15 protein-coding genes are annotated in these 19,059 nt (G+C 68.1%); 4 read left to right on the top strand and 11 right to left on the bottom strand.

The features are described from left to right. Window positions 1–129: 129 nt before the first annotated feature. The 3 genes from AB4Y72_RS04635 to galU form a co-directional block, all read right to left on the bottom strand. Complete coding sequence (locus AB4Y72_RS04635) at window positions 130–1,113, bottom strand: hypothetical protein (RefSeq protein WP_441425006.1); 984 nt, start codon at window positions 1,111–1,113, stop codon at window positions 130–132. A 141-nt stretch (window positions 1,114–1,254) separates the two neighbouring features. Further along, window positions 1,255–1,875 (bottom strand): GNAT family N-acetyltransferase, encoded by a 621-nt coding sequence (locus AB4Y72_RS04640; RefSeq protein WP_441425007.1) that lies wholly within the window; start codon window positions 1,873–1,875, stop codon window positions 1,255–1,257. Window positions 1,876–1,880: 5 nt separating this feature from the next. Beyond that, window positions 1,881–2,798 (bottom strand): UTP--glucose-1-phosphate uridylyltransferase GalU, encoded by a 918-nt coding sequence (gene galU, locus AB4Y72_RS04645; protein ID WP_441425008.1) that lies wholly within the window; start codon window positions 2,796–2,798, stop codon window positions 1,881–1,883. Window positions 2,799–2,903: 105 nt separating this feature from the next. Between galU and AB4Y72_RS04650 the strand changes: the two genes are divergently transcribed. The 3 genes from AB4Y72_RS04650 to AB4Y72_RS04660 all read left to right on the top strand — a co-directional run bounded on the left by AB4Y72_RS04650 (window position 2,904) and on the right by AB4Y72_RS04660 (window position 4,997). After that, a complete protein-coding gene (locus AB4Y72_RS04650; RefSeq protein WP_441425009.1) occupies window positions 2,904–3,593 on the top strand; it encodes a 5-formyltetrahydrofolate cyclo-ligase in 690 nt (229 codons plus the stop codon). Between the two features lie 139 nt (window positions 3,594–3,732). Further along, complete coding sequence (locus tag AB4Y72_RS04655) at window positions 3,733–3,999, top strand: FmdB family zinc ribbon protein (protein ID WP_441425010.1); 267 nt, start codon at window positions 3,733–3,735, stop codon at window positions 3,997–3,999. A 428-nt stretch (window positions 4,000–4,427) separates the two neighbouring features. After that, entirely contained in the window at window positions 4,428–4,997 is a 570-nt protein-coding gene (locus AB4Y72_RS04660; RefSeq protein ID WP_441425011.1) for an RcpC/CpaB family pilus assembly protein, read from the top strand. A gap of 30 nt (window positions 4,998–5,027) precedes the next feature. On the opposite strand, the gene AB4Y72_RS04665 is transcribed toward AB4Y72_RS04660, so the two are convergent. The 7 genes from AB4Y72_RS04665 to AB4Y72_RS04695 all read right to left on the bottom strand — a co-directional run bounded on the left by AB4Y72_RS04665 (window position 5,028) and on the right by AB4Y72_RS04695 (window position 16,373). Next, window positions 5,028–9,248, bottom strand: coding sequence for a DUF4011 domain-containing protein (locus AB4Y72_RS04665; RefSeq protein WP_441425012.1), 4,221 nt, complete (start codon window positions 9,246–9,248; stop codon window positions 5,028–5,030). 320 nt (window positions 9,249–9,568) lie between these two features. Beyond that, window positions 9,569–11,158 carry a glutamine-hydrolyzing GMP synthase gene (gene guaA, locus AB4Y72_RS04670; RefSeq protein WP_441425013.1) on the bottom strand — a complete coding sequence of 530 codons (1,590 nt, stop codon included), beginning with the start codon at window positions 11,156–11,158 and terminating at the stop codon, window positions 9,569–9,571. Between the two features lie 172 nt (window positions 11,159–11,330). Continuing rightward, a complete protein-coding gene (locus AB4Y72_RS04675; protein ID WP_441425014.1) occupies window positions 11,331–11,840 on the bottom strand; it encodes a DUF3817 domain-containing protein in 510 nt (169 codons plus the stop codon). Continuing rightward, window positions 11,837–12,721, bottom strand: a complete 885-nt coding sequence (locus tag AB4Y72_RS04680; RefSeq protein ID WP_441425015.1) for an SURF1 family protein — start codon at window positions 12,719–12,721, stop codon at window positions 11,837–11,839. Before AB4Y72_RS04680 ends, AB4Y72_RS04675 begins: the two co-directional genes overlap by 4 nt. Before the next feature lie 93 nt (window positions 12,722–12,814). Beyond that, entirely contained in the window at window positions 12,815–13,303 is a 489-nt protein-coding gene (locus tag AB4Y72_RS04685) for a PTS sugar transporter subunit IIA (protein WP_441425016.1), read from the bottom strand. Between the two features lie 89 nt (window positions 13,304–13,392). Next, window positions 13,393–15,144: a glycerol-3-phosphate dehydrogenase/oxidase gene (locus AB4Y72_RS04690; RefSeq protein ID WP_441425017.1), complete on the bottom strand. Its 1,752-nt coding sequence runs from the start codon at window positions 15,142–15,144 to the stop codon at window positions 13,393–13,395. 92 nt (window positions 15,145–15,236) lie between these two features. Then, window positions 15,237–16,373: a GuaB3 family IMP dehydrogenase-related protein gene (locus tag AB4Y72_RS04695; RefSeq protein ID WP_441425018.1), complete on the bottom strand. Its 1,137-nt coding sequence runs from the start codon at window positions 16,371–16,373 to the stop codon at window positions 15,237–15,239. Between the two features lie 87 nt (window positions 16,374–16,460). Here AB4Y72_RS04695 and AB4Y72_RS04700 point away from each other — a divergent pair, with 87 nt between their 5' ends. Further along, window positions 16,461–17,081: a hypothetical protein gene (locus tag AB4Y72_RS04700; protein WP_441425019.1), complete on the top strand. Its 621-nt coding sequence runs from the start codon at window positions 16,461–16,463 to the stop codon at window positions 17,079–17,081. On the opposite strand, the gene AB4Y72_RS04705 is transcribed toward AB4Y72_RS04700, so the two are convergent. Next, complete coding sequence (locus tag AB4Y72_RS04705; RefSeq protein WP_441425020.1) at window positions 17,068–18,918, bottom strand: ABC transporter ATP-binding protein; 1,851 nt, start codon at window positions 18,916–18,918, stop codon at window positions 17,068–17,070. The two genes, AB4Y72_RS04700 and AB4Y72_RS04705, sit on opposite strands and share 14 nt — an antisense overlap. Between the last annotated feature and the right edge of the window lie 141 nt (window positions 18,919–19,059).

Raw genomic sequence — 19,059 nt, forward strand, 5'->3', positions numbered from 1 at the left:
AGGCTACCGCAGGCGCCACCGTCAGCGTCGCCACGGGGTAATCCAATAGCCAATCAAATGGGGCAATGAAAAACCCCGGGCAGCCATTGCTGGCTGCCCGGGGCGAGGACTCCGCAGGTGCGGGAAAGGTCAGGCGCGCCGCCGCTGGAGGACGTCGTCGAGGTTGCTCAAGGCACTCTGGGCCTTGCCGAGCGGCTTCGCTTCCGAATCGTCAGAGGTCCGGCGGTCGGACGCGGCAGGCCGTGCCGAGGCTTGCTTCAGCGACGGCTTGCCGACGGCCTTCGGCGCCTCAGGGAGATCGAGCGGCATGGGGGCCGCGCGTTCGGCCTTCGCCGCTTCAACGTAGGTCGGTTTGGGAACGTCGACGGGCTCCCAACTGGAGCCCTCGGCAGCGGCCCCCGCTCCGGCGGCCACGGCCGCCGCAGTGTCGCCAGAGGCTGCGGCCTCGGCCAGGGCAGCCTGGCGGAGATCCAGCGCGGTCAGCGGTTTCGATTCAGGTTCCGGAGTGTCCCGACCCGCTTCGGCGTCGAACAGCGGGCTTTCCGGCCGCGCAGCGGGACGGTCAGCAGGAAGGGCGGGGACGTGTTCGGGCGCGGACGGCCGCGCGGTACGGTGTCCCGGGCCCCCCATGGCGGCGCGGAAAGCGGCGTTCATCTTCCGCCGGCGGTCACGGACAGCGAGGCGGCGGAGCAGCGCCACGGACACGACGGCGCCGCACAGGGCAGCGATCGGCAGTACGCCGGTGCCAACGCCGAAGAGAAGAAGGCCGGCGGACACCACTGCCGTGAGCAGGGCGAGCAGCCCTGCCAACGCCAGCACGAGCCGCCCCCAACGGATCCGGAACGCCGGGGACGCCGAGGCGGCCCGGGCAGGCACAGGCGTCGCCGGAGGCCCTGCGGTGCCGGCGGCAGGTTCTGCGCGCTGGTTGCTGATCATGGGTTTCTCCTGGTGCCCCGCCATTTTCATAACCTTCCCCGCTTGTGGATCTGCCGGTCCCATGTCGACGACGTCCGCCAGGAAATCGCCCGCAGGCTGCAGTTGGTGGCGCCCGTTCCGGAGAACGTAAGGCGCCACCCACACGATCCAGAGCGCAACAGCAATGACAAGGATCACAGAGCTGCTAAGAGGGAAGTCCACACTCAAAACCGTATGAGGTATAGGTGGTGCGGCGCCGCATTGTCAGGGGTGTGTCGCACGCGCGGCGCCAATTCACCGGCCCCAGGCGTTGTCGCTGGTCAGACCCGCATCACCGGCTCAGGCCGGGCGGCTTCGCAACCACCGCGCAAGAAGGCCTTCCGGCACTTCCTCGGCCGTGAGCGCAAAGGTCCGGTGGTCGGCCCATTGACCGTTGATATGCAGGAACCGGGGCCGGAATCCTTCGTCCCGGAAACCGAGTTTTTCCACTACCCGCAGGCTCGGTCCGTTCTCCGGCCTGATGTTGATCTCCATGCGGTGCAGGCCGAGCGTACCAAAACAGTAGTCCGTCGCCATCGCCACAGCGGTGGGGGCGATCCCCCGGCCGGCCCGGTCCTTGTCGACCCAATAGCCAAGCGTCGCCATCATGGCCGATCCCCACACGATCGAAGACACCGTCAACTGCCCCACGATCACCGGCTTCTCGTGGCCGGGCCGCCATTCGGCGATCACGAAGGGCAATGCCGATCCCTGCGCGGCTTGGGACTTCAGCGACCGCACCATCTGGTGGTAGTCGGGCAGCCCGCCGCCGGGCATCGGGTTAGATGCCTCCCACGGGGCCAGCCACTCGCAGTTGCGGGACCGAAGCTCAGTCCACTCCTTGCGGTCCCGGTATCGGATGGGGCGCAGCACGATGTCGCCGCTCTCCAGGGTCACCGGCCAGGTGAAGCTGCCCCCCACGGAAGTTACTTGGTGAGGCTGGGAGTCAGGCTGGCCGCGAATCCGGGCAGCCATTCGCGCAGGCCCGGGCCCAGGTCCTCACTGTCGCAGGCAAGCTGGACGCAGGCCTTGAGGTAGCTGAGCTTGTCGCCGGTGTCGTAGCGGCGGCCGCGGAAAATGACCCCGTACACGCCGGACCCCTCTCCGGTGCCGGCGGAAAGCTCCTGCAGCGCGTCGGTGAGCTGGATTTCTCCGCCGCGACCGGGTGCGGTGCGCTCGAGTACGTCAAAGACTGCCGGGTGCAACACGTAGCGGCCGATCACGGCCAGGTTCGACGGGGCGTCCTCGACGTCAGGCTTCTCCACGAGCTGCTTGATGCGGACATACTCCTCGCCGGCGATCGCCTCGACGTCGGCGCAGCCATAGGCGCTGATCTGGGACGGGTCCACCTCGATCAGCGCGACCACCGACCCGCCGGTCTTGGCCTGGACTTCGATCATGGTGCTGAGCAGCTCGTCGCGGGCGTCAATGAGATCATCGCCCAGGAGCACCGCGAACGGCTCCTGGCCGACGTGCTGCTTGGCCCGCAGGACCGCGTGGCCGAGACCCATGGGATCGCCCTGGCGGACGTAGTGGATGTCGCCGAGGTTGCTGGCAGCCTGGATGGATTCGAGCTTGGCGGTGTCGCCCTTCGCCTCCAGGGTGGACTCCAGCGTCGGAACACGGTCAAAGTGGTCCTCCAGCGCCCGCTTGTTGCGGCCGGTGATCATCAGGATGTCGTTCAGGCCGACGTTCACGGCCTCCTCGACGACGTACTGGATGGCCGGTTTGTCGACGACAGGCAGCATTTCCTTCGGCATGGCCTTCGTTGCGGGAAGGAACCTGGTACCAAGGCCCGCGGCGGGGATAACAGCCTTGCGGACGGAAGCGTTGGGTGTATTCACTCGACTAATCTAACGGAGGGACCAATCATTGCGTAATTAGTCGGACCGAACCGCGGACCCTCTGACGGTGTGGTGCGGGCTGTAAGCGGCGGAGGACGGGCCAGCATGGCAACAAAAAATGACATTCGCTCCAGCCACAGGGCCAGGCGTGCCAAGCTTTCGCCGGCGGAACTGGAAGCGGCAGGCGAACGCATCGCCCGCCACGGGCTGCAGTGGGCTGCCGGGCTGGCCGGCGGCCGCCCGGCCACCTACGCCGCTTACCTCGGCGTCGGCTCGGAACCGCCCACGCTGCCGCTGTTGACCGCCCTGGCGGACGCCGGGCACCGGGTGCTGCTTCCGGTGTGCGAACCCGACCTGAAGCTCAGCTGGGTGTATTGGACTCCGGCGTCGGGGTTTGTCCGGAGCCGGTTTGCTCCGATCCAGGAACCTGTCGGGGAGCGCCACGGTACGGCGGTCATGCGGGGCGCCAGCGGAATATTCCTCCCCGCCACCGCCGTGGACTTCGCGGGCAACCGCATCGGGCAGGGCGGCGGCTACTACGACGTATTCCTCGCCTCCCTGGCCGCTCTCTCCCCCGCGTCCGGGGCGGCGTCGGCGTCCGGGTCCGGGTCGGCGTTCGGGCCGGTGTCCGGGTCCGAGGCAGCGTCGGGAGACGCCTCCGACGTCGGAGCGCTGCCCACTGCCGCCGTCGTCTATGACACCGAGGTGCTCCCCGCCGGCAGCATTCCGGCCGAGTCGTTCGACCGCAGAGTCCACGCGGCACTGACCCCGGGCGGCATCATCCAGCTCGGCTGAGGGAGGTCCCGGACGGGGTGATAGAATTAGCACTCAGGCCCTGCGACTGCTAGTGACGGAACCGGTCGATCGACAGATCGACAGTGATCCGGCCTCGACAGCACGGGACCTGCTCGTTTGTCCCAAAGGAGGATTTCCAGTGCCCACCTATGCATACGCCTGCAAGGACTGCAGCCACGCCTTCGAGATCGTGCAGTCGTTCACGGACAACTCCCTGACGTCCTGCCCCGAGTGCCAGGGCACGCTGCGCAAGAAATTCAACAGCGTCGGCGTCGTGTTTAAGGGCTCCGGCTTCTACCGGAACGATTCGCGTGACACCAAGGGCAGCACCGTCTCCCCGGCTCCTGCCACTCCGGCAGCCGCACCGGCGCCTACGCCGGCACCCGCAGCCGCCCCGGCCAGCTAGGCCCCCAGGGCTGGGCCCGAGGGCCCATTACCGGCATGGCGTTATCCACATAGGCGGTATCGCCGCTGCCGCGCTCATCCCCGGGTCCGTAGCGTGGCGGCATGGCACTTTCCCTCAGCGCGGGTCACCTGACGACGTTTGCGCGTTCGTCCCTTCCCTGCCTGCCGCCGCCTTGGCTCGTACTTTTCCGGCTCGTCGGGCCATCGCCGGCGGCGGAATCCGGTCGCTGGACGCGCAAGGTGTTCCGCTCCGGCGGCGTTCTTCCCATCACGTCGTCCACGGCCGCCCACTCCTCCCGACGCCGGACTGGTTCCGGGAAGTCGGCCGGGCGGCGCCCCGGTAGCCGGCCATCACGGCGGCGCCTGAGCGGTTGGCTTAGCCGGAACCGTCGGCTCACTGCAACCCTCCTGCTATGCATCGCGGCCGGCTTGACGGTTCAACAGCTTGCTCCCGCACCGGCGGACACCGTCACTGCGTTCGCTGCGGCGGTGGATCTCCCCGCCGGAAGGACCCTTGAACCCGGCGATATCAGCGGTATCAGCGTGCCTCCCGGTCTGGTCCCCTCCGGCAGCCCGGACAGCAAGACTGCGTTCGAGGGAAAGCAGCTCGCCGCACCCCTGCGCCGGGGCCAGCTCCTCACCGATGCCCAGGTTCTGGGACCGGGCCTGCTCGCGGGAAGCCCTGCCGGCACGGCCGCCGTGCCGCTGAGATTGTCGGATCCGGCGTCCATCCAGCTGGTGTCCCCCGGGCAGCTCGTCAACGTGGTCCTCACTGGCGGTGACGGCTTCGGACAGACAGCCGAAAGCCAAGTCCTGGCCGAGGCCGTCCCGGTGCTTTGGACATCCGGGCACGGGGGCAAGGCGGGGCCATGGCTCGCCACAGCGGATACCGACGGGCTCATCGTCGTTGCGGCCCGGGCCGATCAGGCACGACGGCTTGCTGGCGCCTCCACCCGGGGCAAGCTGTTCTTCGTGCTCGTGGCGGCCGCGCCCGGTTAGCTGCCGGGCAGTCCCCCGACCGCCGGAACCTTAGCCCCAGTGCGGGGGCTTCTGCTCCTGGAGCCAAGCATCGTGATCGTAGTTGTCCGGCTGGTCGCCCCAGCGCCGGGGATCGTCCTCGGCTGCCTTGTTAGGCAGGACGCCCTCGGGGCCGGCCGCCGGTTCCGCCGCGCGGCGGGACTTCTCTTCGGCCGCGTCCTGGTCAGGCCGGTCCCCGCTTGCCTCTGCCGCCTGCGCCGCAGCGGCGCCGTTGCCTTCACCCTCGCCGGCACCGGGGGTTCCCTGGCCGGTGTTGTTCTGACTGTCGCCGTCCGCACTCATGCCGCCGGCCTCCTTACTGCCTGTCACACCTGTACTACCTGTCATATCTGCCATGCCTGTGCTGCCTGCCATGCCTGGTGCCGCCCTGTGCCCCGTGAACGCCTGCCCCGCAGGTTCGGCCGCGGGGAACACGCGGACCTCCGCGGCGCGCGCATCATCAAGCGCCAAATGCTCAATGTCGTCATCGAAGAACCCGTGCGCCGCCTGGAGCCGGGTGGACACGGCAGGCTTCTCCAGCCCGAGGTAGCCCCCAATCCTGTCGGCACAGGCCGAGGGGTCCGTGAAGACCTCTATGGTCCACAGCGGCATGTACCGCCAGCCGAGGCGTTCCAGGAGTTGCGGGCGGAGCCGGCTGCGTTCGCGGACGCTCATCCGCCGGTAGTGCCCGGTGCCGTCCGACTCTATCGCCACCGGACGGGGAATTTCCGCGTCGTCCTGTCCGATCGTGGTCATGGGATCGGCGGCGGCGACCATGTTCAGGACGCCGTCGTATTGGTGCCATACCCGTGCGCCGCGGGCCCGGAGCCGGTCGCCCAGGTCTGCCACGAGCGGATCGGCGCCGAGGGCCTGCTCACTGGCAGCGGCCCGGGAGGCGGGGCTGCCAAGATCGGAATTGCCCGCAATTTCACGGTCCAGCAGTTGGTAGAAATCCACGGCGCCGTGGCTGAGCCGGCTGACGTCAAGGTCCTCGGGGCGGAAGCAGCTGAGCACGTGCAGGGATCGGCGCGCGCGCGTCATTGCCAAGGCGAACTTGGCGCGCCCCCCGTCCGCGGAAAGCGGGCCCAGGCTGTGCAGCGTGCGCCCGTGGGGCGTGCGGCCATAGCCCGGGGAGAAGATGACGTGGTCGCGGACCAGGCCCTGCGCGCGTTCCAGATCCACTACGCGGAAGGACTCGTCCCCGGCCGTGAAGAAGCTCCCGAGCATGGGGTAATTGGGCAGCTGGGCCCGGATGGCCTCGCCGATCCGGGCGGCATGGCGCAGGCTGCCGGTGACGACGGCCAGCGAGGTCCGCGGCCGGAGCCGGGCGTGCTCAAAGACGAGCTCCACCGCCCGGTTCACCTCGGCGACAACCGATTCGACGCCGTCGTGGTCGGCGCTGGGCAGCCCCGTGCCGTCGGGGAGGTATTCCACGCTCAGGGCCCGGTCAAGGCCCGTGGCGGACTGCCCTTCCGGGAGCCGGGAGAGTTCCCCGCGGTAAAATCCCTTGCTGAGCTGGCGCACCAGATCTTCATCCACCGCGCGGTACACGGTCCGCAGGTTCCACACGGGCAGCACGGCGCAGAGCGCCCGGTAGGCGCTGTCGACGCTCTGGTAGGAGCTCTCCCCCGCGGCCAGCCGTTCCACGCCCACAGTGAAGGTACGGGGGCTGGCGATCTGTTCGTCGCCGAATGCGATGACCTGGCGGGCACGGGCGATGGCCGGGAGGACGGCCTGCAGGGACGTTGTCTCGGCGTCGAGGATCACGACGGCATCGAAGGTCTGCTCGATCGGCAGGAGGCCTGTCATGAGGTAGGGGCTGACGGAGCACACGGGCACGAGTGTGGGCAGCAGCTCCTGCGCCTGGCCACTCAGGGCCGACAGGGTTACCCGGCCGTCCTTCAGCAGGCTGCGCAGCAGCTCGGCCTGGCGCGGGTACGCCGCGATGGCCGCGCGCCAGCGCTCCGAGAGGTTCCACCGCAGCCGGGCGGCGCCGCTGGCGATATGGGCGTTGTCCGCAAGCCTGTACTCCGCTTCCAGCTGGCGCAGGGCGTCGCCGTCGGACATGGCAAGGTAGTCATCGCCGCTGATCATGGCTTCCAGGGCGGACTGCCACCAGGCCAGTTCGAGTTCGGCGGTCACGGAGTCCTCCGCAACCTCACGCTCGGCGAGGTCCGCGAGCAGCTCGCCGAGGCCGTGTTCGCGCATGTTCTCGACAAGCAGCGTGCGCTCCGGCAGGGTTTCGAGGGTCGCGGTGTCGGCCACGAGCCGCCGGACCCGGGTCAGGAGTTCGTCGTAGGGTGCGCTCTCCAGCTCGCCGCCGGCGGCGGTGTGTTTGACCGCCTGGCCCAGCTCAGCCAGTTCCGCTTCAAGTTCCCGGTAAAGGCCGGAGATTTCGGCGAGCCCGGACGGCACGGCCGGGTGCCGCTGGGTCGTCGCATAGCCGGACCAGGCGGCGCGCTGCTCCTGCACGAGGACCAGGGAGCTGTGCAGGTCCGCGATGTGCACGCCGGGCCGGACGTATTCCTTGGCCACCCTGCGCAGCCGGGACCTTTGCATGGACGGCATCTCGATCCCCCGTTCACGGCGCCAGGCGGAAGACGCCGTGGCCGAGATCAGGTCGTGGACGGGCCGGTCAAAGATGTCGGGGGTGAACTTGTCCAGGCTTTCGCGGACGGCGACGAGAAGCTCGATCTGGCCGCCCCATTCGGCGAAGGTTCCGCCGAGGCGGATTTCGGCGTGTTCCGCGACTTCGTCCATGCGGCCGCGCAGCAACGGCAGCTTCTCCGCCACGGACTGGGCGACCTTTTGGGCCTCCTGTGTCTCCTTGCGTGTCAGCAGGCGCGCCCCGTGCCAGGGGCTGGTGGTGGACGCCCGGCTGAAACTGCCGAGTTCGGCGGCGCGGCGGAGCCGGCCGGCGAGTTCCTCGCGGTCGCGGATGCTGTCCAGCACGCTGCGCTTGAGCCGGACCGTCGTGGCCGGCGCCGGCTGGATGGAGGTCAGTTCAGCCAGTGACTGCATGGCCTCATACGGGGAACATCCCCACCGGTCCCGGACGTTGTGCAGCGACGCGACGTGGTCCATCAGGGCGTGGCGGTGCCCGGTGAGGGTCGCGTGCAGGTTGCTGAGCTGCGGCTGGAGTGATTTCTCGTTGCGGACGATCGCCCGGACCAGCTGCGCCTTCAGCTGCAGGGGGCTGGCTTGGCCGGTGAGCTGCAGGAGCACGGAATCGAGGCCGAGGCCGTCCAGCTGCGCGGAGATCTCGGCGAGGCTGGCCCGCCTGTCGCCGACCACCAGCACCGTTTTGCCCTCGTCCACGAGGGCGCCGATGGTGTTGAGGGCGGTCTGGGTCTGGCCGGTGCCCGGCGGGCTGCTGACCACGAGCGAATCGCCGGCCCGGACGGCGTCGATGACGTACTGCTGGTCCGTGTCGGCGTCGAGCAGCAAAAGCTCCTCGGCGGGGTCGCGCTGGTCCGTGCTGGGGAAGCGGCCCGGGTCGAGGGCGGGCACGTCGACCCGCTCGCCGGAACCGGCGCGTGCCAGAGCGGTGACAATCGGGTTGTTCTGGTTGATCCACGGATCAACCAGGTTGCCCGAGAGATCCGCGAAGGTGGAAACGAGCAGATTGTGCTCAACCTCGGCGCCGTGGATGGGTTGGACCAGGGTGCCGAGGCGGTCCAGCACCGGCTGGGGGTCGTAGCGGGCCGTGCTGTAGGCCATCCGCGTCACCGCGTTGACGTCAAAGACAATCCCGTGGACGGACTTGAGATGCCGGACCAGCGCCGGGTTGATCTGCGCCTGTTCGGTGAGTTGCAGTTCGTAGTCGTCCTCGCCGGGGCGCACCGTGAGGGAGACCGCGGTGAGCATGACCGGCGCGGAAATCCGCTGCGGTTTGCCCCCGACGGCGGACGTCCAGACCACCGTGCCGGCGGACAGGTACCCGGCCTCGATGCCGCGGTCGTTGGCCAGTTCGAAGATCTTGGAGCGCAGGTTGCGTGAGGCCCTGGCCGCAATGACGTACTGCTGGCGGTCACGGATCAGGGTTGAGAGCCGGGTGCGCCGGCCCGCCATGAGCTGGGCGAGCCCCGACGGGTGCGCGTGGGTCAGGTCAATGGAGCCTTCGGGCGTCTTGGTGAAGCGCAGCATCGTATCTGCTCCGGTGACGGGTTTGAGTCCCGACAGCCATTTCCTGAACTCCTCGGAGCCCTCGGGGTGGCCTTGACCAACTGACACTGCTGCCTTCTTTTCTGTGCTCGACTTCTCTGTGCTCGACTTATCTGCGCCGGTCCGTGACGGGGCCGCCCGGAGCGCGTTCGTCTGAACGCTTGTCTGTGTTGCGTCCGCGTTTTCCCCGGCCGCGTATCGTGTGTTCGCGGTTGCTTGGCTCCCGCGGGACGCCCTGGACCATACCGGCATGCATTCGAGGGTAGCCCGAATCCCCTGCCCGTGCGGGGCCGCAACACTGGACGGCGCAAAATTCAGGCTGAATTGTCAGAAACATTGCCAGAAACAAAATGAAATGGCCGGCCTCGAAAGGCCGGCCATTCACATTCTTATTCCCACTCGATGGTTCCCGGCGGCTTGCTGGTCACGTCCAGCACCACCCGGTTGACGCCGTCCACCTCGTTGGTGATCCGGTTGGATATCCGGGCCAGGAGATCGTAGGGCAGCCGCGACCAGTCCGCGGTCATGGCGTCCTCGGAGGACACCGGCCGGAGCACGATCGGGTGCCCGTAGGTGCGGCCGTCGCCCTGGACGCCCACGCTGCGGACGTCCGCGAGCAGCACCACAGGCATCTGCCAGACTTCGTTGTCCAGCCCGGCAGCCGTGAGTTCGGCGCGGGCGATCGCGTCGGCCTTCCGGAGCAGGTCCAGGCGTTCCTTGGTGACGTCTCCGACGATCCGGATGCCGAGCCCCGGTCCGGGGAAGGGCTGGCGGCCGACGATTTCCTGCGGGAGGCCGAGCTGGGCACCGACGGCGCGGACCTCGTCCTTGAACAGGGCGCGCAACGGTTCCACGAGTTCGAACTGCAGGTCTTCGGGGAGTCCGCCCACGTTGTGGTGGCTCTTGATGTTGGCCGCACCTTCGCCGCCGCCGGATTCGACGACGTCCGGGTACAGGGTGCCCTGGACGAGGAACTTGATCTTTTCCCCGTGTGCCGCCGCCTCGGCGATGATCGCGAGTTCAGCTTCTTCGAAGGCGCGGATGAATTCGCGGCCGATGATCTTGCGCTTGGTCTCCGGATCGCTGACGCCGGCCAGTGCGCTCAGAAAGCGCTCCTGCTCGTTGGCGACATACAGCTTCACGCCGGTGGCAGCCACAAAGTCGCGTTCGACCTGCTCGGCCTCACCCTCGCGCAGCAGGCCGTGGTCGACGAAGACACAGGTCAGCTGCTCGCCGACCGCACGCTGGACCAGGGCAGCCGCCACTGCGGAGTCAACGCCGCCGGACAGCCCGCAGATGACCCGGGAGTCGCCGATCTGGTCGCGGATGCGCTGGACCTGCTCCTCGAGGATGTTGCCCGTGGTCCAGTTCGGTTCCAGCCGGGCGCCCTTGAACAGGAAGTTTTCGAGCACCTGCTGGCCGTACGCCGAGTGCTTGACCTCAGGGTGCCACTGGACACCGTAGAGCCGCTTGTCCTCGTTGGCGAAGGCGGCGACGTCGGCTCCCGCCGTCGTCGCGAGGACCTCAAAGCCCTCCGGGGCCTCATGCACGGAGTCGCCGTGGCTCATCCACGTGCTCTGGTGCTGCGGCATGCCGGCCAGGATGGACCGGCCTTCCCCGATCGTGGTGGTCTCCGTGGCGCCGTACTCGCGGAGTCCCGTCTGGGCGACCTTGCCGCCGAGGGCGTTCGCCATGGCCTGGAAGCCGTAGCAGATGCCGAAGACCGGGACGCCGGCCTCGAAGAGGTCGGCGCCCACGCTGGGGGCACCGTCAGCGTAGACACTGGCGGGGCCGCCCGAGAGGATGATGGCGGCGGGATTCTTGGCCAGCAGTTGCTCGGTGCTGTAGGTATGCGGAACCACTTCCGAATACACATTCGCTTCCCGGACGCGGCGGGCAATCAGCTGCGCGTACTGGGCACCGTAGTCAACGACCAGAACCGGCCTGTGGGACGTCTGGGATGCAGTGGGAGTAGTCACCCCACAAGACTACTTCGCGCCGCAGCCTGCCCGCACATTGAGAAGCCGCTGCGGGCCCGGAATCGCGCCCGGGGTAAGCGAATTCACACGCCCGACGGCGGCAGCCGGAGGGTGCCCGGGTTCAGCACCGCTTCACTACCGCCGGGTTCAGTACCGCTTCAGTACCGCAGGGTCAGTACCGCTGGGGTGCCTGGGGGTTCGCCGCGAGTTCGGCCTCGACCTCGGCGTGGAACTTCTTCTCGACGAAGAAGGACAGGAACGGCACGACGCCGCCCAGGGCCAGGATCACCAGCTTGCTGAACGGCCAGCGCATGAGGGACCAGAGACGGAAGTCGGAAATCAGGTAGACAACGTACATCCAGCCGTGCACGATCAGGACGGTGATGGAGAGGTTGACGCCCCCGATCACCCCCGGCGGCTCGGCGTCGGCGAATCCCAGGCCGAAGGGCTGCCCGGTGACGGCGTCGGTGCCGCCGGCGAAGAGGTACTGCCCGAAGCCATAGCGGGCGATCAGCTCGGCGCACAGCAGGAGCAGCATCGAGCCGGTCAGGTAGGCCAGCACCTTGTAGAACTTCAGGGCGGACCGGATTTGGGCCTCGGTGCCGCCGAAGCGTCGCTTCTTGCCGGCGGCCCCCGCGCCGTTGGTTGATTGCGGCTGGATGGCGGGCTGGGGCTCGATCATGATTGCACTCTCGGGTCTGTGGGATGGGGGGCTGTGGGATGGGGGGCGGTGGGATAGGGATCTGCGGGATGCGAGTCGGGGGTCTGGCCGGACAATTCGTCGTCGAGCGCGTCTTCGAGGTCGCGGCGGTAGTCGTCTTTCACGAGCCGCCACCAAATGAACAGCGCGAAGCCCGCGAAGACCACCCACTCGACGGAGTAGAAGAGGTTGAGCCAGTTGACTTGCTGGGCCGGCGGCTGCGGCCCGATCAGCAGCGGTTTGACGGCACCGCTGCGGGCTGGCGCGCCGACGTCGGTTCCGGCGGAGAACTCCGTCCGCGCGGCGACGAAGCCCGGATAGCTGCTGACGTTCCAGTTGTTAATGAGTTCGGCGACCGAGACGGCGCTGACACGGCCCGGGCCAGGGTCCGTGCGCGGCAGCGGGGACTCGGATGGCAGCAGCCGCCCGGTCAGTTTGATGGTGCCCGACGGCGGCGCCACGGCGTCCGCGGGATCCGCGACCCAGCCGCGGGCCACCGGGATCCAGGTCTGCGGTGTGGCTCCGGCGCCCTTAAGGACGGGGGCATCCTTGACGGCGAAGGCCGAGACAATCCAGTAGCCCTTGGCGCCGTCGTTGAGTCGGCCCGGGACGAGAACCTGCTTTTGGGGATCGTAGCTGCCGGTTGCGGAGACGATCTGGTCCGCGACCGAACCTGGGAAGAATCCCCCCGGCTGCAGGACCGAAGTGAGCTCGCGGGGGTCCTCGGTTGTGGTGGAAACCGGGGCTTCCGGCTGCGTTGAGCGGCCGAACTGCCACTGGCTGAGCAGCACAAACACCCCGGAAATGGCGATCGCGAACACAAGTCCTGCGATCCAGCGGGGTTTGAGGGCAGTTTTCAGCACCTCTTAACCGTACTTCGTCCCCGTGTAGAACAGCGAAACGGGCCCCGGTCCTTACGTGGCGAGAAGTCGACACGAGAGGGCCTGCGCCAATCTTTAGTGGTCGAAGAACACCAGGGACGAATTGATGAGTTCGGCGATCACTTCGGCGTCGTAGGCCCGGCGGAGCGACTCGCGGAAGGACTCCTTCGACAGTGAGCGGGCCAGGGTCGCGAGCACTTCCAGGTGATCGGAGAAGGAGCTCGCCGGCGTGGCGATGAGCAGGATCACGGTGGCCGGCCCGTCTGCGGCGCCGAAGTCCAGCGCCCTGCCGAATTTCGTGATGCCGACCGCGATGGACGTCTGCGAGACCAGCTCGCTGCGGGCGTGCGGCAGTCCGACTCCGCCGGGCAGGCCGGTGGCGAGCTGGTGCTCCCGGGCGTTCACCTGCTTGAGGAAGCCATCGAGATCGGAAATCCGACCCGCCGCATACATGCGCTCGGCGAGCTGGGATGTGGCGTCCAGTTTGTCGGCGGCGTCCATTTCGAGGATCACCATCTCGGGCGTGGTGAGCCCGGCGTCGTACCGGTCCAGTGGTTGCGCCAAGTGATGTCCCTTCGAAGTGGCGTCAGTGCACGCCGGCCGGCAGTCTGTTGACTAGCGATCTGGTCAGCACTGCCGGCCGCCGCTGCGGCTCAGCGCAGCGGGACGATATCCTCCACACCCAGCCGTGCGGCGTCGGCGGATTCATCGTCCGGCTGCTGCTGGCTCAGGCGCTCGGCATCGACCCGGGCCAGGTAGTGCTTGATTTCGCCCTCGCGCTGCGCATCACTCCAGCCGAGAACGTCTCCCACTAGCTTAGCGACTACCGGAGCGGCGGACACACCGCGGTCCCAGGCCTCGATCGAGATCCGGGTGCGTCGGGTCAGGACGTCCTGGACATGCCGGGCGCCCTCGTGCGTGGCCGCATAGACGGCCTCAGCGGCGAGGTAGTCGTCCGCGCCCGGCAACGGCTCGGCCAGTTCCGGGTTGCCGGCGATCAGGGCAAGCACCTCCGGAGTCATGGCGCCGTAACGGTTGAGCAGGTGTTCAATCCGGGCGACGTGCACACCCGTCTCCTCCGCCATCCGGTTCCGCTTGTTCCACGCTGCTTTGAAGCCGCTGGCCCCCAGCAGGGGAATGGACTCAGTGCAGCTGGGCGGGACGCGCTCGTCCATGCTGCGCGTTGCCTCGTCCACGGCGTCCTTGGCCATGACCCGGTAGGTGGTCCACTTCCCGCCGGCCACCACCACGAGCCCCGGCACGGGGTGGGCCACCACGTGTTCGCGCGAGAGCTTGGCAGTGGAATCGCTTTCCCCGGCCAGGAGCGGGCGCAGTCCCGCGTAGACGCCCTCGACGTCTTCGCGCGTCAGGGGCCGTTTGAGGACCTTGTTGACGTGCTCCAGCAGGTAGTCGATGTCCTTGCTGGAGGCCGCCGGGTGGGCCTTGTCGAGGTGCCAGTCGGTGTCCGTGGTCCCGATGATCCAGTGCCTGCCCCAGGGGATCACGAACAGCACGGACTTCTCGGTCCGCAGGATCAGGCCCACGGTGGACTGGATCCGGTCCCGGGGCACCACCAGGTGGATGCCCTTGGAGGCGCGCACTTTGAGCTGTCCGCGGTCCGTGACCATGGCCTGGGTCTCGTCGGTCCAGACGCCGGTGGCGTTGATGACCTGCTTGGCCCGAATGTTGAACGTTGAGCCGTCCTCGTGGTTGACCACCTTGGCGCCGACCACGCGCTCCCCCTCGCGCAGGAAGTCCACCACCGACATCTGGTTGACCGCATGCGCGCCGTAGTGCGCCGCGGTCCGGACCAGGTTGGCCACATACTTCGCGTCGTCCACCTGGCCGTCGTAGTACCTGATGGACCCCACGAAGGCGTCGTCCTTGAGGCTCGGGGCGGCCCGCAGCGTCCCGCGGCGGCTCAGGTGCTTGTGGAACGGCACTCCCCGGCTGTGTCCGCCGGTGATCGACATGACGTCGTACAGCGCGATCCCGGCGCCCACGTACGGGCGTTCCACCACGTGCTTGGTCAGCGGGTACAGGAACGGCACCGGCCGGGCCAGGTGCGGGGCGAGGACGGAAAGAATGAGCCCGCGCTCGTGCAGGGCCTCCTTGACCAGCGCGAAGTCGAGCATCTCCAGGTAGCGCAGGCCGCCGTGGATGAGCTTGGAAGACCGGGACGACGTGCCTGCCGCCCAGTCGTTGGCCTCGACGATGCCGACGCTCAGCCCGCGCGTGATGGCATCCAGGGCAGCGCCGGCGCCGACGATGCCGCCGCCCACGATCAGGATGTCGAGTTCCTTGCCCGGGTCAGCGGTGCCCTTGAGCAGCGCGATCGACGCATCGCGCTCTGCGGGGCCCAGGGCACCTCCGGCCACGGCAGAACCGCCGGGAAAACTGTTCATGTCACGCCTCCATCCGGATCAAACCTCGTAGGGCACCAGACTACGTCCAAGTCTCCCGGATGGGCAGGGCTAGTCACCCGCCAGGGCAGGGCTCAGTTGCCGGCGTACGGTGAGACGACGACGTCGACGCGCTGGAATTCCTTCAGGTCGGAGTATCCGGTGGTTGCCATCGAACGGCGCAGCGCGCCGATCAGGTTGGAGGTGCCGTTGGTGTGGTGGCCGGGGCCGAACAGGACTTCTTCGAGCGGACCCACCGTTCCGACATTGGCCCTGTCGCCGCGGGGCAGTTCGAGGTGGTGGGCCTCCTGCCCCCAGTGCCAGCCCTTGCCGGGTGCTTCCTCGGCGCGGGCCAGGGCGCTGCCCAGCATCACGGCGTCGGCGCCCATGGCGATGGCCTTGACGATGTCACCGGAGGTTCCCATGCCGCCGTCGGCGATCACGTGCACGTAGCGTCCGCCGGATTCGTCCATGTAGTCCCGGCGGGCGGCGGCGACGTCGGAGATGGCGGAAGCCATCGGCGAGTGGATGCCGAGCGCGCGGCGGGTGGTGGAGGTGGCTCCCCCGCCGAAGCCGACCAGCACGCCGGCAGCACCGGTGCGCATCAGGTGCAGGGCCGGGGTGTAGCCTGCCGCCCCGCCGACGATCACGGGGACGTCGAGTTCGTAGATGAACTGCTTGAGGTTCAGCGGCTCGTGGTCCTTGGAGACGTGCTCGGCGGAGACGGTGGTTCCGCGGATGACGAAGATGTCGACGCCGGCGGCCACCACGGTCTTGTAGTGTTCCTGGGTGCGCTGCGGGGTCAGCGAGCCGGCGACGGTGACGCCGGCGGCGCGGATCTCGGCCAGGCGCGAGGTGATCAGCTCGGGCTGGATCGGCGCCTGGTAGAGCTCCTGCATGCGCCGGGTGACGGCGGGGCTGTTGGTCTCATCCGCGAGAACGGAGATTTCGTCCAGTACGGTTTGCGGGTTTTCATACCGGGTCCAAAGGCCCTCGAGGTCGAGGACACCGAGGCCTCCGAGGCGGCCCAGGGCGATCACGGTTTCCGGCGACATGGCCGAATCCATCGGCGCCGCGATGACCGGCATGTCGAACTTGTAGGCATCGATCTGCCAGGAGACGGATACGTCCTTGGGGTCACGCGTGCGTCGGTTGGGGACGATCGCAATGTCATCCAGGGAGTAGGCACGACGCCCACGCTTGCCTCGGCCGATCTCAATCTCGTAAGTCACTGCTCTAGGTTATCCCAGGGCGCGGTTTTCCCGGCGACCGTGTCCCGCGCGGCAGCGCACCGACGGCTACCGACGTAAGGTGGCCGCATGGATAAGCGGTGGATCTTCGACGGCCACATCGCCGGCATCGGCACGGCCTCGGGCCTGCGCGCCGTGGTGGGGCTGTGGCAGGGGTCCCCGTTCGGCCCCTTCGCCGACGCCATGGTGGAACTGCCCTCGGGCCGGCGGATCTTGCTCGCCCCGACCGCTGAGGTGGCTGACTTCGTCGCTGCCGTCTACAACTTTGACGAGATCCGGGTGGTGGACATTGGGGTCCAGCACGCCGGCGGAGCGTTGACGCTGGATGCCGGGCACCTGCAGTTGCGTGCTGCACTCGGTGCGCGGACGGCCCTCGGCATGGCAGCACGGCTCATCCCTCGTGCGCTGGCTGTGCATCCGCGGTGGCTGCAGGCCATCAGCCCGCTCGCGGCCCGGCTCAGTCCCGGGGTCCGAACCGCGGGCACCGCCGGGGGCGGACGGCGGGAATATTACGGCGTCACCGACCTCCACCGCATCGATGCGGCCACGGTCAGCTGGGACGGGATCGACGCCGGCGCGCTGGCAGCCGTCCGGCCCGCCGTCGGGTTCGGTTTCAGCAGCGTCCCGCCACAACCTGGCATCGCCCGCGTGCGCACCACGGTGGAAGGCCATCCCGTCACTCTCCGCTGACGTCTTCCGTGTCCGGGACGCTCAGCTGGGACTCGAACATCCGGAAGTAGCGGCCGCGCAGGGCCACCAGTTCCCGGTGCGTGCCCTGTTCCACGATCCGGCCGTCCTCGAGCATGTAGACGACGTCGGCCTTCTCGATCGTGGCGAGGCGGTGGCTGATGGCGATGAGGGTGCTGCTGCGGTCGGCGAAGAGCCTCGTGAAGATCCGGTGCTCGGCCAGCGCGTCGATGGCCGACGTCGGCTCGTCCATCACCATGAACGCGGCGTTGCGGTAGAAGTTCCGCGCCATCGCCAGCCGCTGCCACTGCCCGCCGGACAGGCCCGACCCCTTCCGTCCGCGCGGATCCTCCATCCAGTTGCTGACGTGGTTGTCCAGGCCGTTGGGCAGTTTGTTGATGAATTCCAGGGCTTCGGCGTCCGCGGCGGCCCGGTGGATCCGGCCGTCTTCGCGGGGCGAGTCGACGTCGCCGAAGAAGATGTTCTCCGCCGCGGTGGCGAACTCGTATTTGAGGAACTCCTGGCTGAGCACGGCCAGGTGCCGGTGCCAGGAGGTCACGTCCACGGCGGCGAGGTCGACGCCGTCGAGCAGTACCTGGCCCGAATCGGGGCGGTAGAGCCCCGCGAGGATGCGGATGAGCGTTGACTTGCCGGCGCCGTTCTCCCCCACGATCGCGATGTGCTGGCCCTGCCGGATGGTCATTGAAATGCCGCGGATGACTTCCAGCTCGCTGCCGGTGTAGGTGAAGTGGATGTCCCGCAGTTCCACAGTCGTCGGCGCCTGCAGCAGGGGTGGGGCGTGGCCGGACGGCACGGGCAGGACCATGAACAGCTCGTAGTCCGTGAGGTTCGCCAGGTCCTCGTCGATCGAGCTGAGCGAGGAGACGAGGTTGTTGGCCGTGGTCAGCGCACGGCTGACAATCTGCTGGACGTAGAGGAACTGCCCCACCGGCTGGGCCCGGGCAATGATCTGGCCCACGACCCAGATCAGGGAGACCACTTCGGCGCCGTACTGCAGGGCATCGGCCGCGAGCTGTCTGGGAATGTAGCGTTTCTGGAAGTCCAGCCGGCGCTTTTCGTCGGCGTCCCGCAGCCGGGAGCGCAGCCCCATCAGGTAGGCCACGATCCCGTAGAGCCGCATCTCGGCGATGTGCTGGGGGCGCAGGAGGTTGGTTTCGATCATCCGGCGCTGCCTGCGCGAATCCACCTGCGTGTTCCAGTGCGCGATCTGTTCGCGGGACAGCTTGAACTGCAGGTAGACGCTGGGGACGATCGCGATCAGGACGATCACGGCGATCCACCAGTTCACCAGGAGCAGTGCGCCGATGGCCAGGATCACGGAGACGAGTTGGGTGAAGATCGCCGCGATCCGGTCCAGGACCCGTGCGTAGGAATCGGAGAAGCGCTTGGCACGGTCGTAGAGGTCCACCGTCTCCTTGTCGTCGTAACGCCAGAAGTCCAGGGAGAGGAAGCGCTCGTACATGAGGTCGCCGACGATCGCGCCGACCCGGAAGCTCATGAGCTGCTGGATGTAGCGGTCCACGCTGCTGAACGAACCCCAGAAGAGGCCGAGAACCGCGGTGATGACGACGTAGACAATGGCCTGTCCGCCGGCGGCCGCGTCACCCGCGTAGGCGGCGGCCAGCGCCGTGGTGGTCAGGGCCGCGAAGTACGTGGTGACGAGCGGCAGCAGGGCCGAAATCAGCGAGCCGAGGACCTTCATGATGACGGCGGCGGGCGAGGCCCGGAAGCTGACCCGCAGCACCTGAGCCACGGCGCGGGCGTAGGGCCGCATGGCGAGCTTGCGTTTCGGCTCACGTGCAGGCACGAGTTCGGACATGCCTCCAGCCTAGTTCCGGACCCGGATCTGGCGGGTACGCGACGACGAGTTCCGCACCGCACTGGTGAAGGCCGCCGCCCAAAAAACGGGTGAGCCCGCCGAAATTGCAATTCGGCGGGCTCACCCGGTTTACAGCGGCAA

The organism is Arthrobacter sp. YAF34 (assembly GCF_052113245.1).
Lineage (GTDB): Bacteria > Actinomycetota > Actinomycetes > Actinomycetales > Micrococcaceae > Arthrobacter.